The sequence below is a fragment of the Seonamhaeicola aphaedonensis genome (assembly GCF_003386195.1).
GTDB classification, from domain to species: domain Bacteria; phylum Bacteroidota; class Bacteroidia; order Flavobacteriales; family Flavobacteriaceae; genus Seonamhaeicola; species Seonamhaeicola aphaedonensis.
In genome coordinates, this window is the sequence record NZ_QRDX01000001.1 from 463,635 (window position 1) to 479,325 (window position 15,691).

13 protein-coding genes and 1 tRNA gene are annotated in these 15,691 nt (G+C 32.7%); 7 read left to right on the plus strand and 7 right to left on the minus strand.

All coding sequences use genetic code 11. The features are described from left to right. Positions 1 to 222: 222 nt before the first annotated feature. Entirely contained in the window at positions 223 to 2,529 is a 2,307-nt protein-coding gene (locus tag DFQ02_RS02020) for a glycoside hydrolase family 78 protein (protein ID WP_116039309.1), read from the plus strand. Positions 2,530 to 2,646: 117 nt separating this feature from the next. On the opposite strand, the gene gldC is transcribed toward DFQ02_RS02020, so the two are convergent. Then, a complete protein-coding gene (gldC, locus tag DFQ02_RS02025; protein ID WP_116039310.1) occupies positions 2,647 to 2,985 on the minus strand; it encodes a gliding motility protein GldC in 339 nt (112 codons plus the stop codon). Continuing rightward, a complete protein-coding gene (gene gldB, locus DFQ02_RS02030; RefSeq protein WP_116039311.1) occupies positions 2,985 to 3,932 on the minus strand; it encodes a gliding motility lipoprotein GldB in 948 nt (315 codons plus the stop codon). The genes gldC and gldB overlap by 1 nt, the downstream gene beginning before the upstream one ends. 110 nt (positions 3,933 to 4,042) lie before the next feature. Here gldB and nadE point away from each other — a divergent pair, with 110 nt between their 5' ends. Then, positions 4,043 to 4,840, plus strand: coding sequence for an NAD(+) synthase (gene nadE, locus DFQ02_RS02035; protein WP_116039665.1), 798 nt, complete (start codon positions 4,043 to 4,045; stop codon positions 4,838 to 4,840). 88 nt (positions 4,841 to 4,928) lie between these two features. Beyond that, on the plus strand, positions 4,929 to 5,561 hold the full coding sequence (locus DFQ02_RS02040; protein ID WP_116039312.1) for a response regulator: 633 nt from the start codon (positions 4,929 to 4,931) through the stop codon (positions 5,559 to 5,561). On the opposite strand, the gene dnaG is transcribed toward DFQ02_RS02040, so the two are convergent. Then, positions 5,556 to 7,514, minus strand: a complete 1,959-nt coding sequence (gene dnaG, locus DFQ02_RS02045; protein WP_116039313.1) for a DNA primase — start codon at positions 7,512 to 7,514, stop codon at positions 5,556 to 5,558. The two genes, DFQ02_RS02040 and dnaG, sit on opposite strands and share 6 nt — an antisense overlap. Before the next feature lie 248 nt (positions 7,515 to 7,762). Here dnaG and DFQ02_RS02050 point away from each other — a divergent pair, with 248 nt between their 5' ends. Continuing rightward, on the plus strand, positions 7,763 to 8,089 hold the full coding sequence (locus DFQ02_RS02050) for an ArsR/SmtB family transcription factor (RefSeq protein WP_116039314.1): 327 nt from the start codon (positions 7,763 to 7,765) through the stop codon (positions 8,087 to 8,089). 49 nt (positions 8,090 to 8,138) lie between these two features. Continuing rightward, positions 8,139 to 9,026 (plus strand): arsenite methyltransferase, encoded by an 888-nt coding sequence (locus DFQ02_RS02055; RefSeq protein WP_116039315.1) that lies wholly within the window; start codon positions 8,139 to 8,141, stop codon positions 9,024 to 9,026. A gap of 67 nt (positions 9,027 to 9,093) precedes the next feature. On the opposite strand, the gene DFQ02_RS02060 is transcribed toward DFQ02_RS02055, so the two are convergent. The 4 genes from DFQ02_RS02060 to DFQ02_RS02075 form a co-directional block, all read right to left on the minus strand. Further along, a tRNA-Tyr gene (locus DFQ02_RS02060) sits at positions 9,094 to 9,176 on the minus strand. 223 nt (positions 9,177 to 9,399) lie between these two features. After that, positions 9,400 to 12,234: a TonB-dependent receptor gene (locus tag DFQ02_RS02065; protein WP_317124687.1), complete on the minus strand. Its 2,835-nt coding sequence runs from the start codon at positions 12,232 to 12,234 to the stop codon at positions 9,400 to 9,402. Next, the gene (locus tag DFQ02_RS02070; protein ID WP_116039317.1) at positions 12,146 to 13,000 is read right to left on the minus strand and encodes a GLPGLI family protein; all 855 of its coding nucleotides are present in this window, start codon (positions 12,998 to 13,000) and stop codon (positions 12,146 to 12,148) included. Before DFQ02_RS02070 ends, DFQ02_RS02065 begins: the two co-directional genes overlap by 89 nt. Before the next feature lie 127 nt (positions 13,001 to 13,127). Next, positions 13,128 to 13,991, minus strand: coding sequence for a GLPGLI family protein (locus DFQ02_RS02075; protein WP_116039318.1), 864 nt, complete (start codon positions 13,989 to 13,991; stop codon positions 13,128 to 13,130). Between the two features lie 217 nt (positions 13,992 to 14,208). Here DFQ02_RS02075 and DFQ02_RS02080 point away from each other — a divergent pair, with 217 nt between their 5' ends. Together DFQ02_RS02080 and DFQ02_RS02085 are read left to right on the plus strand one after the other, a co-directional pair. Next, the gene (locus DFQ02_RS02080) at positions 14,209 to 14,988 is read left to right on the plus strand and encodes a hypothetical protein (RefSeq protein WP_116039319.1); all 780 of its coding nucleotides are present in this window, start codon (positions 14,209 to 14,211) and stop codon (positions 14,986 to 14,988) included. A gap of 2 nt (positions 14,989 to 14,990) precedes the next feature. Beyond that, the gene (locus DFQ02_RS02085; protein ID WP_116039320.1) at positions 14,991 to 15,605 is read left to right on the plus strand and encodes a deoxynucleoside kinase; all 615 of its coding nucleotides are present in this window, start codon (positions 14,991 to 14,993) and stop codon (positions 15,603 to 15,605) included. The last annotated feature ends 86 nt before the right edge of the window (positions 15,606 to 15,691 follow it).

Here is a 15,691-nt window from a genome sequence, read left to right on the forward strand (position 1 = left end):
CAAAAGTTTCTATCTTATTTTCTAACAGGCTTATGTTTTCTGTTATAAATACTCTATTCTGGATTGAAAGGAAAAATCCATAATAAGAAGTTTTAATTTAGTAAACCATATACTAAGAAAAACAGAACTATGAGACTTAATTTAAGATATTGTTACATTTATAATATTTGAAAAGTGGCATGCTTTTGGAATAAAAAATTACCAAACAAACTAAATAAAATTATGAGATTAATTACTTTATGCATACTCTGCCTGTGTTCAATGGCTCAGGCTTTAGATGTAAAAGATTTAAAATGTGAATCTAAAACTAATCCCACAGGTATAACCAAGGCTAGACCAAGTTTTAGCTGGACTTTTATTGGAGATGACGTAAGTACAGAACAGGGAGGTTTTAGAATTATGATGGCCACTAGTATTGAAAGACTTAAATATCCCGATTTATGGGATACTGGGCCAACTAGTAAATCTGAAACAGGTTCCTATCAGTACTTGGGAGAACCCTTAAAATCGGGGCAAAAAGTCTATTGGATGGTTACGGTTTGGGGTAACAACCGTGGCGTAGCTCATAGTGAACCCGCATGGTTTGTAATGGGAGACATTGAAAACCCTGAAAAACCATTCCAACCGCCCGTGTTTAAACAAAAAGATGGCGTAACTACAATCTATTTAAACCCTGAAGACACTGGTAGAACATTTGAAGGTATTGGAGGTGTGAGTGCTGGTGCTTCTACAGATTTATTATATGATTATGAAGACCCCTACCGTAGTCACATTCTTGATATGCTTTTTAAGCCTAAATTTGGCGCTGGTTTTCAGCACTTGAAAGTCGAAATGGGTGGTGGTGAAAATTCAACCTGCGGTTCTGAACCCTCTCATGCCATAACTCGAGAAGAATTAAAAAATCCTGTTTCACGTGGTTATGAGTTTTGGTTTATGAAAGAAGCCAAAAAAAGAAATACTAATATGATTTTGGAATACTTACCTTGGAGTTTCCCAGGATACTTAAAACCAAATATTTTTACCAAAGAATCGGCTGAATACTTTGTTACTTTTTTAGATGTAGCTAAAAGAGATTGGGATTTAGATATTGACTGGGTAGCCGCAGCTGAAAATGAAAACTATACTGACAGGGATTGGCTTGTAAATGACGTGCGCCCTATGCTTGATGCTAGAGGTTACAAAGATGTAAAAATTCAAGGACCAGATGACAATAGTGGCGATTGGCAAATATTTGAAGAACTTGAAAAAGATCCTGACTTTGACAAGGTAATTGAAGCAGCTGGTTATCATTATGTAACTGGTCGAGAATTTAATGAAAACATGGTAGATGGCCGCGGTAGACCAACAACGGCTAAAGCAAAAGCCTCTGGCAAACCACTTTGGGCTAGCGAAGACTGGAGTTGGACAGGTAAAGACTGGGGAGGCGCAGGAGCGCTTAATCTTGCTCGTATTTACAATAAATTTTATATACGCGATAAAATTACCAAAACTTTAATATGGGCTCCAATTGGTTCCATTTATAAATCAGTAACATGGGATAAAGCTGGGGCTATGAAAGCTAACAGCCCCTGGAGTGGTTATTATGAAGTTTGGCCAACCATTTGGGCTACAGCACATACTACCCAATTTACCCAACCTCTTACTTGGAAATACTTAGATGAAGGCTGCGGACTATTTGATGCTAGTACATATAAAGGCAGTATTGTTTCATTAAAAGAAAAGAACAGTGAAAACTGGAGTATGATAATATGTACAGAAAACTCTGAAAAACTTCAAGTGAACATTAACGATGGTTTAGCAAATAAAATTGTTCATGTATGGAAATCAGATGAAAATGAACAGTTCGTACAACAAAAAAGCATAATACCAGAAAATGGACAATTCAGCATTGAACTAGACCCTAAATGTATATACTCACTAACCACTACTGTAGGTCAACAAAAAGGACAATATAAAATCCCTAAGGAAGAGGCTTTTCCGTTTCCGTATAAAGAAGATTATGAAGACCGAGATGTTGGAGATCTTCCAAAATATCACTCAGATCAAACAGGAAGTTTCGAAATTGCTAAAAAAGAAGATGGCACTAATTGTTTAAAGCAAATAAACCCTGAGCAAGGTTATGATTGGATGCGTGTTTACCGTCGTTCTAATATTAAACCCAATACATTGATAGGCGATGTTAACTGGAAAGACTTTACGTGTAGTGTAGATGTATTTATAGATGATGGAAATGTAGAATTAGGAGGGCGTGTGCAAGGGAGCTACCTTAAGGGATACCGACTCATGCTACAAAAAGATGGTAACTGGAAATTAGTTTTTGATAAAGAAACGCTTGCCGAAGGACTTATTAAAAACTTTGATGGTAGTATATGGCACAATATAAAATTAAAATTTTATGGTAAAGACATTGAGGCCTTTGTTGACGGGACAGCTTTATCAAAAATAACCCATAAAAGTAAAACAGGTTATGTTTTACTAGGAAGTTCTTATAACGCTAATTTATTTGATAATTTAGAGGTTATACCGTAAATAAGAAACAATTAGCATCTTCTATTTATATAACCAGAAAACACATTTTACAATAATAAAAAAAGACCTCACAAAAAAGCTCAAAAGCTTACTTTGTGGGGTTGTTATTTAAGATTTTTACTTATTTTTCAATTCTAATTTTTCGGCAAAATAATCACAAAAATCTTTCATGGTTGCCGTCATCTTTTCGTCTTGTGTCGCTCTTTTAAATGTATCACTCATAGATACTAAAGTTTGATAAAAAAACACCTTCATTTCATCAACAGGCATATCTTTAGTCCATAAATCTATACGCAAAGATTCTTGGGTATTAGAGTCCCAAACACTAAGCATCATCGCTTTAGATTCTTCATTGTTTATGCCTCCATCTTCAGCAGACCAAAACAGTTTTTCTGGAACTCTATTTTCATCTAGTTCAACATTCAATTCAATCTTTGATGTGTATGTTTTACCCATTATTTTTTTGGTTTGTATTTAGTTTTGTTAAAAATTTCTTCTGCACTAGTTATTAGCATCTCGTTCAAAGACACATCATTTTGTTCCACATAGGCACGCACTATTTTCCAACCAATGTATTGCCCCAATCTACCTGGAGAATTAGAATCAATCTCTTCTAAATAAAATTTAGTAAAAGGCGCAGGATTTATAAATCTATTTGGTAGTTTAGAATCGGTACTAAAAAGCAATTCACGCTCTACAAAATAACGCCAAATATAACTTTCATTGGCATTAGCCCAATGTAATTCCTCTTGAGTATACCCAATACGTTGTGCTTCGGTTTTAAAAGGAACCATTAAATCTTTGAAGTAAAGCTGTTTACCAAAATAAATCATTTCATCTAGTAATGTTTTATTTTGACTCAGATAAATATACTTTTTAGCATACGCTTCAGCTAAATCTACAACAAGTTGCTCTTTTTTTAAATTGGCTGTAATAAACTTGGGTATGTTAGCGTAAAACTCATGGTTACTACCTAAATAATTATCCAATGCTATGATAGCAATCGTATCAGTTACAATAACTTTGTTTCTATAATCAACGTCACTTGTTGTGGTAATAACTCTTGGCGGATTAAATCCCTCAAAATAATATTTCAGGTGATTAAATAGTGATTCTATTTCTGCTTCGGTAACATCAAAATTACTGAATGTTTTATCAACGGCTGTATTCAGCATTCTTTGGAGGGTATCCTCCTTTTTTACTATCCAAAATGAGTCTTTAATTGTTTCAGAAAACATAAACGGATAAGCTGTCCTTAATTTAGGTAGTTCATTAACTTCTATTTTGGCAAATAATTGATCAAATCGTTCCACATTAATATCAATATTAATTTTTGCTATTTCCTTTTCAATTTTATTTTCTTTTATACAGGAAACAGCAACAAGAACTAGACATGTAATCATTACGAAATTCTTGACATAAAACTTAAACAGCATAAATTTTTATTAATTGAGTGATTCGCTTACTTTTGTTTGCAAAGGTAGTATTCTTAGAATTAAAATCTTTCATTAAAATGCAAACTAAAAAAGTTATAGATTATATTGTTAATTGGTTAAAAGACTATGCTACTAACGCTGGTGTAAATGGTTTTGTAATAGGAGTTTCTGGTGGTATAGATTCTGCAGTAACGTCTACATTATGTGCTAAAACAGGTTTACCACTTTTATGTTTAGAAATGCCTATTCATCAAGCTCCTAGCCAAGTAAATAGAGCTTTAAAACATATAGATTGGTTACAGTCTAAATTTAATAAAGTAACTATGACTCAAGTAAATTTAACCCCTGTATTTGATAGTCTTATAGAAGCTCTACCTTCTGTTGAAGATGAAGAAGAACGTTTTATGTCATTGGCAAATACCAGGGCTAGATTAAGAATGACATCACTTTATTATTTTGCAGCTCTTGACAATCTTTTAGTAGCAGGAACAGGAAATAAGGTTGAGGATTTTGGTGTTGGGTTTTATACTAAATATGGTGATGGTGGTGTAGATTTGAGTCCTATTGCAGATTTACTTAAAACAGAAGTTTACTCCATTGCCGAATTTTTAGGTATCAATCAAGATATTATAGATGCTGCCCCTACTGATGGTTTATGGGGTGATGACAGAACCGATGAAGATCAGATAGGAGCATCATATCCAGAACTTGAATGGGCTATGAAAATGAATGATCAAGGTAAAACTGAAGCAGATTTCCAAGATAGAGAAAAAGAGGTTTTCAAAATATACAAACGCTTTAATACTGCTAATAAACACAAGATGATTCCTATACCAGTTTGTAAAATTCCTAATAAATTAAAGAATTTATTGTAAAATATTCAGGAAATCATTACTTTTACAGTTGCATATTCTCTCAACTTATAATTATCTCTCTAAGTAATTATGCAAAACAACCAAAATTATGATAAAGTTATTAATAGCAGAAAATCACCCTATTACTAGAAAGGGACTGGAAGTTCTTTTCTCTGCATCACCCAACATTAAAGTTGTTGGTAGTGTTGAAGACGGCGAAGCCGCAATGGATTTTATTAAGAAAAATCCCGTTGACATCCTTTTAACTGAAGCCGATTTACCAAAACTTAATGGATTAACTATTTTACGCCATTTAAAAAATGAGCATCCAGATGTTAAGACTATTATATTTAGTGGGCAACCAGAAGAAGTATATGCCATAAACGCCATTAAAGCTGGTGCTTCTGGTTATGTTTCTAAAACGGTTAACGTTATAACTATTAGCGAAGCCATTACAAAGGTACATGATGGCGGTATTTATTTAAGCAATGAGCTTACTCAACAGCTGGCATTTGGCAACCGTATTGGAAGAAGCACTGGGTCTTTTTACAAGAAATTATCTACCAGAGAAGCTGAAGTACTTAAACTTTTAACCATTGGTAGAAAGAACAAAGAAATATCTAGGGAACTTGATATTAACGAAAAAACCGTTAGTACTTACAAAGCACGATTAATGCGTAAGCTAAAAGTTACTAACTTGGTAGATTTAGTTAATCAAGCAAAATTAGCAGATCAGTTATAAAACTCTGTTAAGCTTTCTAGATAGTAGCATTTTTAAGCCTGAGTAGTCTTTTACCTCTTCAAGAATATTTTTATTTACATCATTTTTATTGTGTAAAGTTTCTTGCTGATACTCTTTGACCTTTTGGTCTATTAAAAAACATCGCAGGCTTAAAATTGTTTCACTTACCAATTGCGAAACAGTATTTAATTTTTCCTTAGGATAGATATTCATCCTATTCCAATTGTCAAGAGAATAACGTTCATCTTCCATCAAAATAGTAGTGATTTCATTTGCTGTTTCTTGGCTTACAGAATTAATAAACATTTTTAAATCGAACTCTGGATTCTGATTCAAGACATCTATAATGGTGTAATATAAATTTTTAAATTGCTCATTTGAAAACTGCATTTCATCATCCTGAAGGTCTAAGTATATTTTTTCAAATACTTTAGCCTGCTGAATTATGGGTTCTAAAATTAAATCACCTTTATCATTTTCCTTTAAAACCAAATCCTCAAAATCTTCAACTCTATTCCCATAAAGTAATAAGATTTCTATAATTTTTCGTTCTAAAACGTATTGAACATCTACCTTTTTTACAGGCTGTTGATGTTTAATCACCTCAAAAGCTTTTTGCTGTTTGGTGAATTGTTTATTCTGTTCTTGAAAATCCTTTTTATTTATTTGAGCTAATGTACTAAACAATACCTCCTCACTAATATCCATGATTCTAGCACATTCCTGAATGTAAATTTCTTTTTTAATTCTATCAGGAATTTTAGAAATACTATTAACAATATCTCTTACGGTTTCCGCTTTTTTTATGGGGACATCCTTAGAATCCTCATGTAAAACCCCAGCCTTAAACTGAATAAAATCCTTAGCATTTTCTTCAAGATATAGCGTTAGCTCTTGAAGGGTATTTTGTTTTGCAAAACTATCAGGATCTTCACCTTCTGGAAACGAACATACTTTCACATTCATGCCTTGTTCTAAAATCAAATCAATACCTCGAAGCGATGCTCTCATACCAGCAGCATCGCCATCAAAAAGTACCGTAATGTTTTTTGTTAGCCTATTTATAAGCCTAATTTGTTCTGAAGTAAGTGCTGTTCCAGACGATGATACGACATTTTTTATCCCTGTTTGATGAAACTGAATGACATCTGTATAACCCTCTACCAAATAACAATTATCTTCTTTGGCTATACTTTGTTTAGCATTATAAATTCCGTAAAGCACTTTACTTTTATGGTAGATATCACTCTCTGGCGAATTAAGATATTTGGCCGCCTTTTTGTCATTAATAAGTATACGCCCACCAAATCCCAACACACGACCACTCATACTTTTGATTGGAAACATCACACGCCCTTTGAACCTATCAAAATGCTTATCGGGTTTTACAATGGTGAGTCCGGTTTTTTCAAGATAATCAATACTATATCCCTTTTTTAAAGCTTCATCTGTAAAGGCTTGCCAATCATCAAGAGAATAACCTAAATTAAATTTTTTGATAGTCTCATCTGTAAACCCACGTTCTTTAAAATAACTGAGCCCGATAGATTTTCCTTGGTCAGTTTTATGTAATATTTTCTGAAAATACTCATTAGCAAACTCATTAACCAAATACAAACTTTCGCGCTCATTGGCTGCTTCTTTTTGCTCATTGCTTTGCTGGGTCTCTTCAATTTCAACATTATATTTTTTTGCCAGATATTTTATGGCCTCGGGATAAGTAAAATGCTCATGCTCCATTAAAAATGCCACCACATTGCCTCCTTTTCCCGTACTGAAGTCTTTCCATATTTGTTTTACGGGAGACACCATAAAACTTGGAGTACGTTCGTCGCTAAACGGACTTAACCCCTTAAAATTACTCCCTGCTTTCTTAAGGTTTACAAAATCACCAATTACCTCCTCTACTCGGGCAGTTTCAAAAACTTGGTCTATGGATGATTGTGATATCAATTAAAAAAATTAAAGAGACTGTAAATGTAATATTAATCAATTGATTTTAGAAATTAAAGCTTATTGGATACTTAACCTCAACTAAACTTTGTAAACTTCAGACTATACAATATTCAATCATAAAAAAGGTCGTAAAGCCAATTAAAATTGATATTTATCTTAATTTTTAATTCATCAATCTAAAAAAAATGTTTTCAAAAAATTTGTCAAATAAACCATTAATCGTAATATTGCAATAAATAAATTATATGGGAGTAACAAAATCAGAAAAGTTTACAAACCTTCAAAATGACATTGCTGTATTAGCTAAAGTGTTAGGACATCCTGCCAGAGTAGCCATCATTCAACATTTGTTTAAAATTAACACCTGTATCTGTGGCGACTTGGTTGACGAAATTGGTCTAGCACAACCCACTATTTCGCAACATTTAAAGGAACTTAAAAATGTAGGACTTATTAAAGGTAATATTGAAGGTACTAGTGTTTGTTACTGTATTGATAAAGACAACTGGACTAAAATGAAAGATTTAATGACAGAGTTTTTAGACTTAGATATAACCTTTAACTGTTGTTAAAAAAATTTAAATTATTTAATCGTAAAATTACAATAAAAGAGTATTATTCATGGATTCAAAAGAGCAAGCTTTAAAAGACATCGTTAAAGAACGCTACAGCAAAATAGCTGAACAGGGTAAAGCAGAAAACGCATCATCATGCTGTGGTGCTACTACACCATCAAATAAAGTATACAACATTATGATGGACGATTATTCTAAAACCAAAGGTTATGTTGAAGATGCCGATTTAGGTTTGGGTTGCGGACTTCCAACGCAGTATGCTAAAATACATAAAGGCGATACTGTTATCGATTTAGGCTCTGGGGCAGGAAATGATTGCTTTGTAGCCAGACATGAAACGGGTGCTAAAGGCAAAGTCATAGGCATTGACTTCACTCCTACTATGATTGAAAAAGCACGTACTAATTCCGAAAAGCTTGGTTACAATAATGTTGAATTTAGAGAAGGTGACATTGATAATATGCCTGTTAATGATAATGTAGCCGATGTTATTGTTAGTAATTGTGTATTAAACCTAGTTCCCAACAAACAAAAGGTCATTGGAGAAATTTTTAGAGTTTTAAAACCGGGTGGACATTTTAGTATTTCGGACATTGTGCTTGTTGGTGATTTACCAGATGCTTTAAAACAAGATGCTGAAATGTATGCCGGTTGTGTAGCGGGTGCTATTCAAAAACATGACTATTTACAATTTATTAAAGATAAAGGTTTTGAGTCTATTACCATTCAAAAGGAAAAAACCATTAACATCCCTGAGGATATCCTTTCAAAATATCTTACTATAGAACAAGTTAAAGCATTTAATAATAGTGGAGTTGGTATTTTTAGTATTACTGTTTATGCTGAAAAACCAGGAGTAAAAACTGATAAATCTAAAATTAAGCTATCAGAATTACAAGACACCTGTTGTTCGCCTAAGAGCGGGTGTTGTTAATTAAAACAAGAATTTATCAACAAAAACAAAAAGTCTGCACTCACGTGCAGACTTTTCTATTTATTCGTGGGAAGAGCAGGATTCGAACCTGCGAAGGTGAAAACCAACAGATTTACAGTCTGTCCTCGTTGGCCGCTTGAGTATCTTCCCAAAACCGAGCGCAAATATATTATTGTTTAGTAATTAAACAAAGAATTTTTGACATAATGAGAGACACGTTTACCTAACAATCTGATTCATAAAAAATTTGTGTCATTTAAAGCAAATAATTACAGATATGGTGAGCAATGATAAGCTTCTGATGGTCTTTCGAAAATACTTCAAAATTTTCTTAATCAATTCTGGTTCTTTTGAATTATTTGAAAAAAAAGTATTACAACTCATATCGTAATCTAAAAGTTACAAATCTGGGTTGTATAAAAAACTCTACCTCACTAACAGAAACATTCCCTGTATTACTCCTATTTTGACTTTGGGTATCTAATATGTTAGAGGCTCTAACTTCAAACTCCCACTTACTATCCTGGTCTTTTCTATAGGATAATGATGCATTCCAAAATTCAAAGCTATTTATAGTTTTATCCTCATCACTAAAGTTATTATAGGAGTAATCTGTTTTAAAGGTAAACTTTTTAAAGATTAAGGCGTCAAACTCTATAGATGGTGCCCTTGTAAAAAACGTAGTTTTGTTTTCTCCTTGGTTATTATCTTGTATGGAATGTCTGTAGCTTATTTCAAAATTTGGGGCTTCTCTAAAGTTAGTACTTAACCCCGTTCTATAGGTATAAGTGTAATTTTCATTTATTGATCGTCTATTATTTATAAACTGGTTAAATTTAGAATAATCAAAATTACCACTAACCCTTGCTCTAAACTTCCCTAAAGTTTTTTCCAATCTGGCATTCGCACTAGCATTCTCATCGGCAAAATTTGAGTTAAAAGGCGTACTAACCCTCACTACACTTCCTGGTTGAAATTGTGATGTGGTTCTAATCCTATCAATCGTTTTAGAATAACTAAGTCTTGCCACAACATTGGTATAGTTAAACATATTAAAACTGAAGTAAGACAGGTTCACGTTGTGAGCCAGTGCACTTTCTAATTCCTGATTACCTGAAAAAAGAGCATTATAATTGTTTAATACCAACCCTCTTGCCAACTGATTTACATCTGTAAAGTTAGTTGACATTCGGTAATTAAAGTTAATATTTTCACTGTTTTTTAATTGAACTCTGGCATTAAAATCGGGCAATACTCTAAAAAAGTTATCTGTAAACCCTACATTAAACTGATTATTTTTAGCGCTATAAGCATGCGCTGAAGCTCCGGGAGTAAAGGTAAAAATACCCATTTTTAAACGGTAATGAAAACCTAAATAAACATCGCTAAACGTGTAGTTTATATCATTGCCATCAGGGTAGTCTGGAATTGTATTTGTAGGATTAAATATACTACCACTATCTAAATATTGGAAAATATTAGAATCAAAATCTTGATTACTGTAAATGGTTCCCAAAGTAAAATTAATATCACTCTTATTATTCAAAACATTCCAGTAATCTAATTTAGCATCCATCTGATTGGATTTTACTATTTTTTGTTGAGCTACGTTGTAATCTATTTGTGCATTTTCTAAACCGAGTACATTTGCTGTATTTTCATAATTGGCTTTATCTTCTAAAATAGCATTATAAAAAGGATCTTCTTCTTGTAGCAGATGTTGAACTTCAAAAGCAAAAATATTATTCTCATCAAGCGTGTAATAGTAATTTAAATTTTGATTAAAGCTGTAAGGCGACGTATTTTCAAACTGATCAATATTTCCCAAAACATCAGAGAAAAACATTTGATTTTGAGACTCTTTAGATGTTCTTGCCAGCACATCATAATCTAATTGATTATTCACATTAGGTTTAAATGAGGCACTAAGTTTAAGCATCCCCAAGTCACTGCGTTGGGTTGTATTACTTTTGGTTTCTTCATCTGGAATATTTAAATCAGGATCTGTATAAGTTACCGCTCTCTTTTCCTGCAAATCTGTTCTGCTATTTGAAAAAATAGCAAACCCACTTAAATCTAAGGTCTTTTTGGGAGAATAACTAAAGTTGGCTGCACCAAACTTGGTATTAATATACTTAGCCCTGTTATTCTGAACCGTTAAAAACCCTATATCATTACTTCCAATATTAATGTTGGTACCACTACTTCTGCTGGGGCTTCTAAAACCCCCTGTAAATTTAAAATAATCACGTCTCGTAAAAGCTACTTCACCTAAATTATTCAAATCTCCAATAAGGTTTACACTATACTCTGGACTATAATAGAATAATTTTGGTTGCGCTAAATACAAGGTTTCCTCATCAGAATTCCCAAGTCCCCCGGTAACGGTACCAAACCAAAATTTCTTTTTACCCTCTTTTAGCTTTATGTTGATGGCAATGTTATCTTGATTATCTGTTACACCTCTTAGTTGCCCTATTTCAGCGTAATTTTTAAGAACCTCAACTTTGTCAATAGCGTTAGCTGGAATATTTTCAACGGCCAATTTAGAATCGCCATCAAAAAAATCCTTTCCTTCCACCATCACTTTTCCAACAGTTTTACCTTCAACTTCAATTTCACCATCATCATTAAGTTCAACACCAGGAAGTTTTTTAAGAACATCACCCAATTTTCGCTCGGTACCAGATCTAAAAGAATCGGCATTGTAAACAATAGTATCACCTTTCACGGTTACTGGCATTTCATAAACTAATTCAATAGCATCAAGTGTATTATCACTTTGAAGAGAAAAGTCTTTTATAATAGGTTGATCTGTTGTCTCAATAGCAGCTTGAGCAGTTTTCATCCCTACATAACTTACTTGAATAGTATAAATAGTGTTTTTTTCTAAAGATAATCTGTAACGACCCTCATCATTAGTTATCCCATAAGAATCAAGCTTTTGAGTGGCTTGGTTTATAGCTATGACATTTGCAAGTTCAAGTGGTGTGCCTATACTATCCTTTACCACACCTTCTAGTTTAACTTGGGCATTGGTAATACCTACTGCCATAAGCAGTATTAACAAAACAATTTTATTCATGGTTAGTTGTTTCTGTGTTTTAGGTTTAATCTGGTTATCTTCTTCCTCCTCCGCCTCCAGGACGACCACCGCCTCGTCTAAAATTTTGGCGCATTTCTTCCATCTTCTCTTTAGAAATTTCATCAAACTCTGCTCTGGATACTTCTTTCCCTTTTGATGGGATTTTAATTTCATCCTTCTCATCAGGATTCATGATAATTTTTGAACATAATATAGTCGTTCTTCCCTCGCTTACTTCTAAAATTAAACCAGGTAATCCCCAATAGTCAGTTGGTCCTTGGCTAACAGGTATCTGTGGGGTATACCATACAATAACTTCTACTGTTTCTTGCTCATTTTCTGTGTTTTCTTCTTCACTTTCATCTTCAGGACGTGGTCTTCTTGTATTAATATCTAAACCATATTTTATTTTTTCGCCTATGGCTTTAAAGCAAGTATACTGACCTATTTGTTTAGTCTCCCCAGTCATTTTCCATTCAAAAGATGGAATTGAATCTTTTATTAAAAATTTTTTACCAAAAACCTCTCGTTCTTGCAAAAACGTTTTGTCTTTGATGTTTTTATATTGATTACCATCAACAAAATTACCGGCCATCATACTTCTAAACCCACCTCCTCCAGTTCCAGGGGCTTTCAATTTTTCCTCTTCTTTATATATTGATTCTGATTTATTAAATGTTAGAATGAATGTCTTCTCTAACATACTTTTCATTCTTGCTGCAATTCGGTTTTTTGTTTCCTCATCCATCCTACCACCTCCAAAATTAGCCATATCTATGGTAGTTTTAGACATGTAGTAGGCTTTCCCTTGAAAATCTTGGGAATAAATTCTATTGGAGGTTAAAACTAAAAGACAAAGGATAAAATAATTTATGAACACTTTCTTCATTATTAGTAATATTATTAGTTAATCTGTAGCTAATACTTGATTGGACCAAAATACAAATTCAAAGTTTAATTCTCTGACGTTAATATTTCGTTAAATAATAAAGTTCTGAATTTTGTAAAACATAATATTACCTCACACGCCTACCCATTCTGTTCTCCCTAAATTCACGCATTTTTTTGAAAATAATATCAGTGTACTCGTTTTTATTTACGCGTTTACCTTTGTTGGGTATATCAATGTCATTTTTTTCTTTAGGATTGAGGATAACCTTGGTACATAACATTGTAGTTCCATTATAATTAACCTCTAAAATTAACCCTGGTAAACCCGAGAATTCTAGAGGCCCATGGCTTAGAGGTATTTGTGGTGTGTACCAAGCAATAATTTGTCTCATTTCATCCATTTCAGCCTTTGACTCTTCATTTAATACTTCATCTTTATTCTGATTATTTGTAACATTATCCTCTTGATTATCTCTATTTCTGAGTTTATTCCAAGAAAAAGACCACCATTCTAAATCAGATGCGGGAATTAATGCTACAGCTTTGTAACATGTGTATTGTCCAATTTTCTTGACTTCATTACCCAGGTTCCAATTAATCTCTTGTATTTGATCCTCAATTACAAAACGCTTACCATAAAATTCTTGCTCTTGGACGAGTTTATTCTCTTTTACATTTTTATACTGATTACCAGCTCTAAAATTTTTACCCCATGAATCTGTTGCCCCTGAAATGGCATCCAAAACTTCTACTTCCTCAAAAATTGACTCCGTTTTGTTGAAGGTTAAAGTAAATGTCTTTTCTAGTCTGTTTTTTAACCTTGCCGCAATTTGGTTTTTTTGCTGCTGGCTCATTGTAGCACCCCAGCGCCCCAACTCCAGGGTAGATTTAGACTGATAATATGCTTTTCCGTGGAACTCCTGACTCACCAAGAAAATTGGACAAAGAAATAACAAGGTAACAGCAATATATTTTAAGTTACAATTCATAATTAACTATATTTTGTTTAACAAATATAAAATTTCATCAAACATTCTTTATTGTTTTTATGTAACAATTAACAAAATTCATGAATAAACCATTTTCTGTTTGTACTTTATAATCTATAATATCGTTTTACCTTAATATTTATACATACAAATTGATTCTTTAAAACTGATTTCTTGCAATAAGAAATGGTTTGTTTTTTGTATTTTTCAAGTCTCTATGAAGCAGATTTTAATACTTCTCTTCTTATTTAAATTTTCAACATATGCACAAAACAGTGTTGATATTTCTCATGTAAAAACCACTACCTTTAAAGCTGATAACATTGTATCTATAGATGATTTTGGCACTGTGTATTATATTTTAAATAATGTGTTTTATAAAAAAACTAGAACTCAAACTATCTCATATAATAATTTACAATTAGGTGATGTTGCCGCCGTAAATGCTTTCAACCCTTTAAAAATAAATCTGTTTTACAAGGATTTTAATACGACTATTATTCTAGATAATCGGCTTGCTGAAATTTTCAAAATAGATTTTAACACCATTCAACCTTATAAAAATATCACCCATATTTCGAGTGGTTTTGACAACACATTTTGGGTTTTCAACCAAGACAGCCAACAACTGGAATTATACAATTACAAAAATAACACTACCCAAGCTCGAACAGTACCAATTCAAAGTAAAGTATTAGACCTAAAAAGTAATTACAATAGCGTTTGGTTACTCTCCGAAAAATACCTCTATGAGTATAATTACTTTGGGAATTTACTTAGAAAAACTAAAAACAATGGTTACACACAGCTATCTGAAGACCACGGAATTTTAATTTTAATAAAAGATAATAATTTGTACTTTTTAAAGAAAGATTGGAGTGAAACAATCCCGATTAATCTACCAAATTTGTTGATAAATCAGTTTTTTGTAACCAATGAAACCTTGTATATTTACCAGAATCAAAAACTACAACAATTTCAATTAAAAATTAATTAAGTATGCATATTGCTATAGCAGGAAACATTGGCGCAGGAAAAACTACCCTAACAAATTTACTTGCTAAACACTACAAATGGGAAGCTCAATTGGAAGATGTTGTAGATAACCCGTATCTAGACGATTTTTATAATCAAATGGAACGTTGGAGCTTTAACCTTCAAGTATATTTTTTAAATAGCAGATTTAGACAGGTTTTACAAATCCGTGAAAGTGGAAAAGACATCATTCAAGATAGAACTATTTACGAAGATGCCCATATTTTTGCTCCCAACCTTCATGCAATGGGGTTGATGACTAACAGAGATTTTGAGAATTATAAAACGCTTTTTGATTTAATGGAATCTTTAGTTCAAGGACCTGATTTACTAATTTACTTGCGAAGTTCTATTCCAAATTTAGTAAAGCAAATTCATAAACGTGGACGCGAATATGAAAATTCTATAAGTATTGACTATTTAAGTAGATTAAATGAACGTTATGAAGCTTGGATTCATGGATACAGTAATGGCAAATTAGTAATTATTGATGTAGACAATTTAGACTTTGTTGATAACCCTGAAGATTTAGGAAAGGTTATTAATACCATTGACGCTGAAATTAACGGATTGTTTTAATAGATAGCTCTTTCTCTTTGGCTCATATAAAGAAAAACCACGCTTAAAGCGTGGTTTTTTCAGTTTAGTTAGTTATTTAGTTTAAT

What these genes read in the sequence shown, in the direction of transcription:
- DFQ02_RS02020 (WP_116039309.1), top strand. Translation starts at nt 223, where the DNA reads ATGAGATTAATTACTTTATGCATACTCTGCCTGTGTTCAATGGCTCAG.
- gldC (WP_116039310.1), bottom strand. Translation starts at nt 2,985, where the DNA reads ATGGGTAAAACATACACATCAAAGATTGAATTGAATGTTGAACTAGAT.
- gldB (WP_116039311.1), bottom strand. Translation starts at nt 3,932, where the DNA reads ATGATTACATGTCTAGTTCTTGTTGCTGTTTCCTGTATAAAAGAAAAT.
- nadE (WP_116039665.1), top strand. Translation starts at nt 4,043, where the DNA reads ATGCAAACTAAAAAAGTTATAGATTATATTGTTAATTGGTTAAAAGAC.
- DFQ02_RS02040 (WP_116039312.1), top strand. Translation starts at nt 4,929, where the DNA reads ATGATAAAGTTATTAATAGCAGAAAATCACCCTATTACTAGAAAGGGA.
- DFQ02_RS02050 (WP_116039314.1), top strand. Translation starts at nt 7,763, where the DNA reads ATGGGAGTAACAAAATCAGAAAAGTTTACAAACCTTCAAAATGACATT.
- DFQ02_RS02055 (WP_116039315.1), top strand. Translation starts at nt 8,139, where the DNA reads ATGGATTCAAAAGAGCAAGCTTTAAAAGACATCGTTAAAGAACGCTAC.
- DFQ02_RS02065 (WP_317124687.1), bottom strand. Translation starts at nt 12,234, where the DNA reads ATGAAATTTCTAAAGAGAAGATGGAAGAAATGCGCCAAAATTTTAGAC.
- DFQ02_RS02070 (WP_116039317.1), bottom strand. Translation starts at nt 13,000, where the DNA reads ATGAAGAAAGTGTTCATAAATTATTTTATCCTTTGTCTTTTAGTTTTA.
- DFQ02_RS02075 (WP_116039318.1), bottom strand. Translation starts at nt 13,991, where the DNA reads ATGAATTGTAACTTAAAATATATTGCTGTTACCTTGTTATTTCTTTGT.
- DFQ02_RS02080 (WP_116039319.1), top strand. Translation starts at nt 14,209, where the DNA reads ATGAAGCAGATTTTAATACTTCTCTTCTTATTTAAATTTTCAACATAT.
- DFQ02_RS02085 (WP_116039320.1), top strand. Translation starts at nt 14,991, where the DNA reads ATGCATATTGCTATAGCAGGAAACATTGGCGCAGGAAAAACTACCCTA.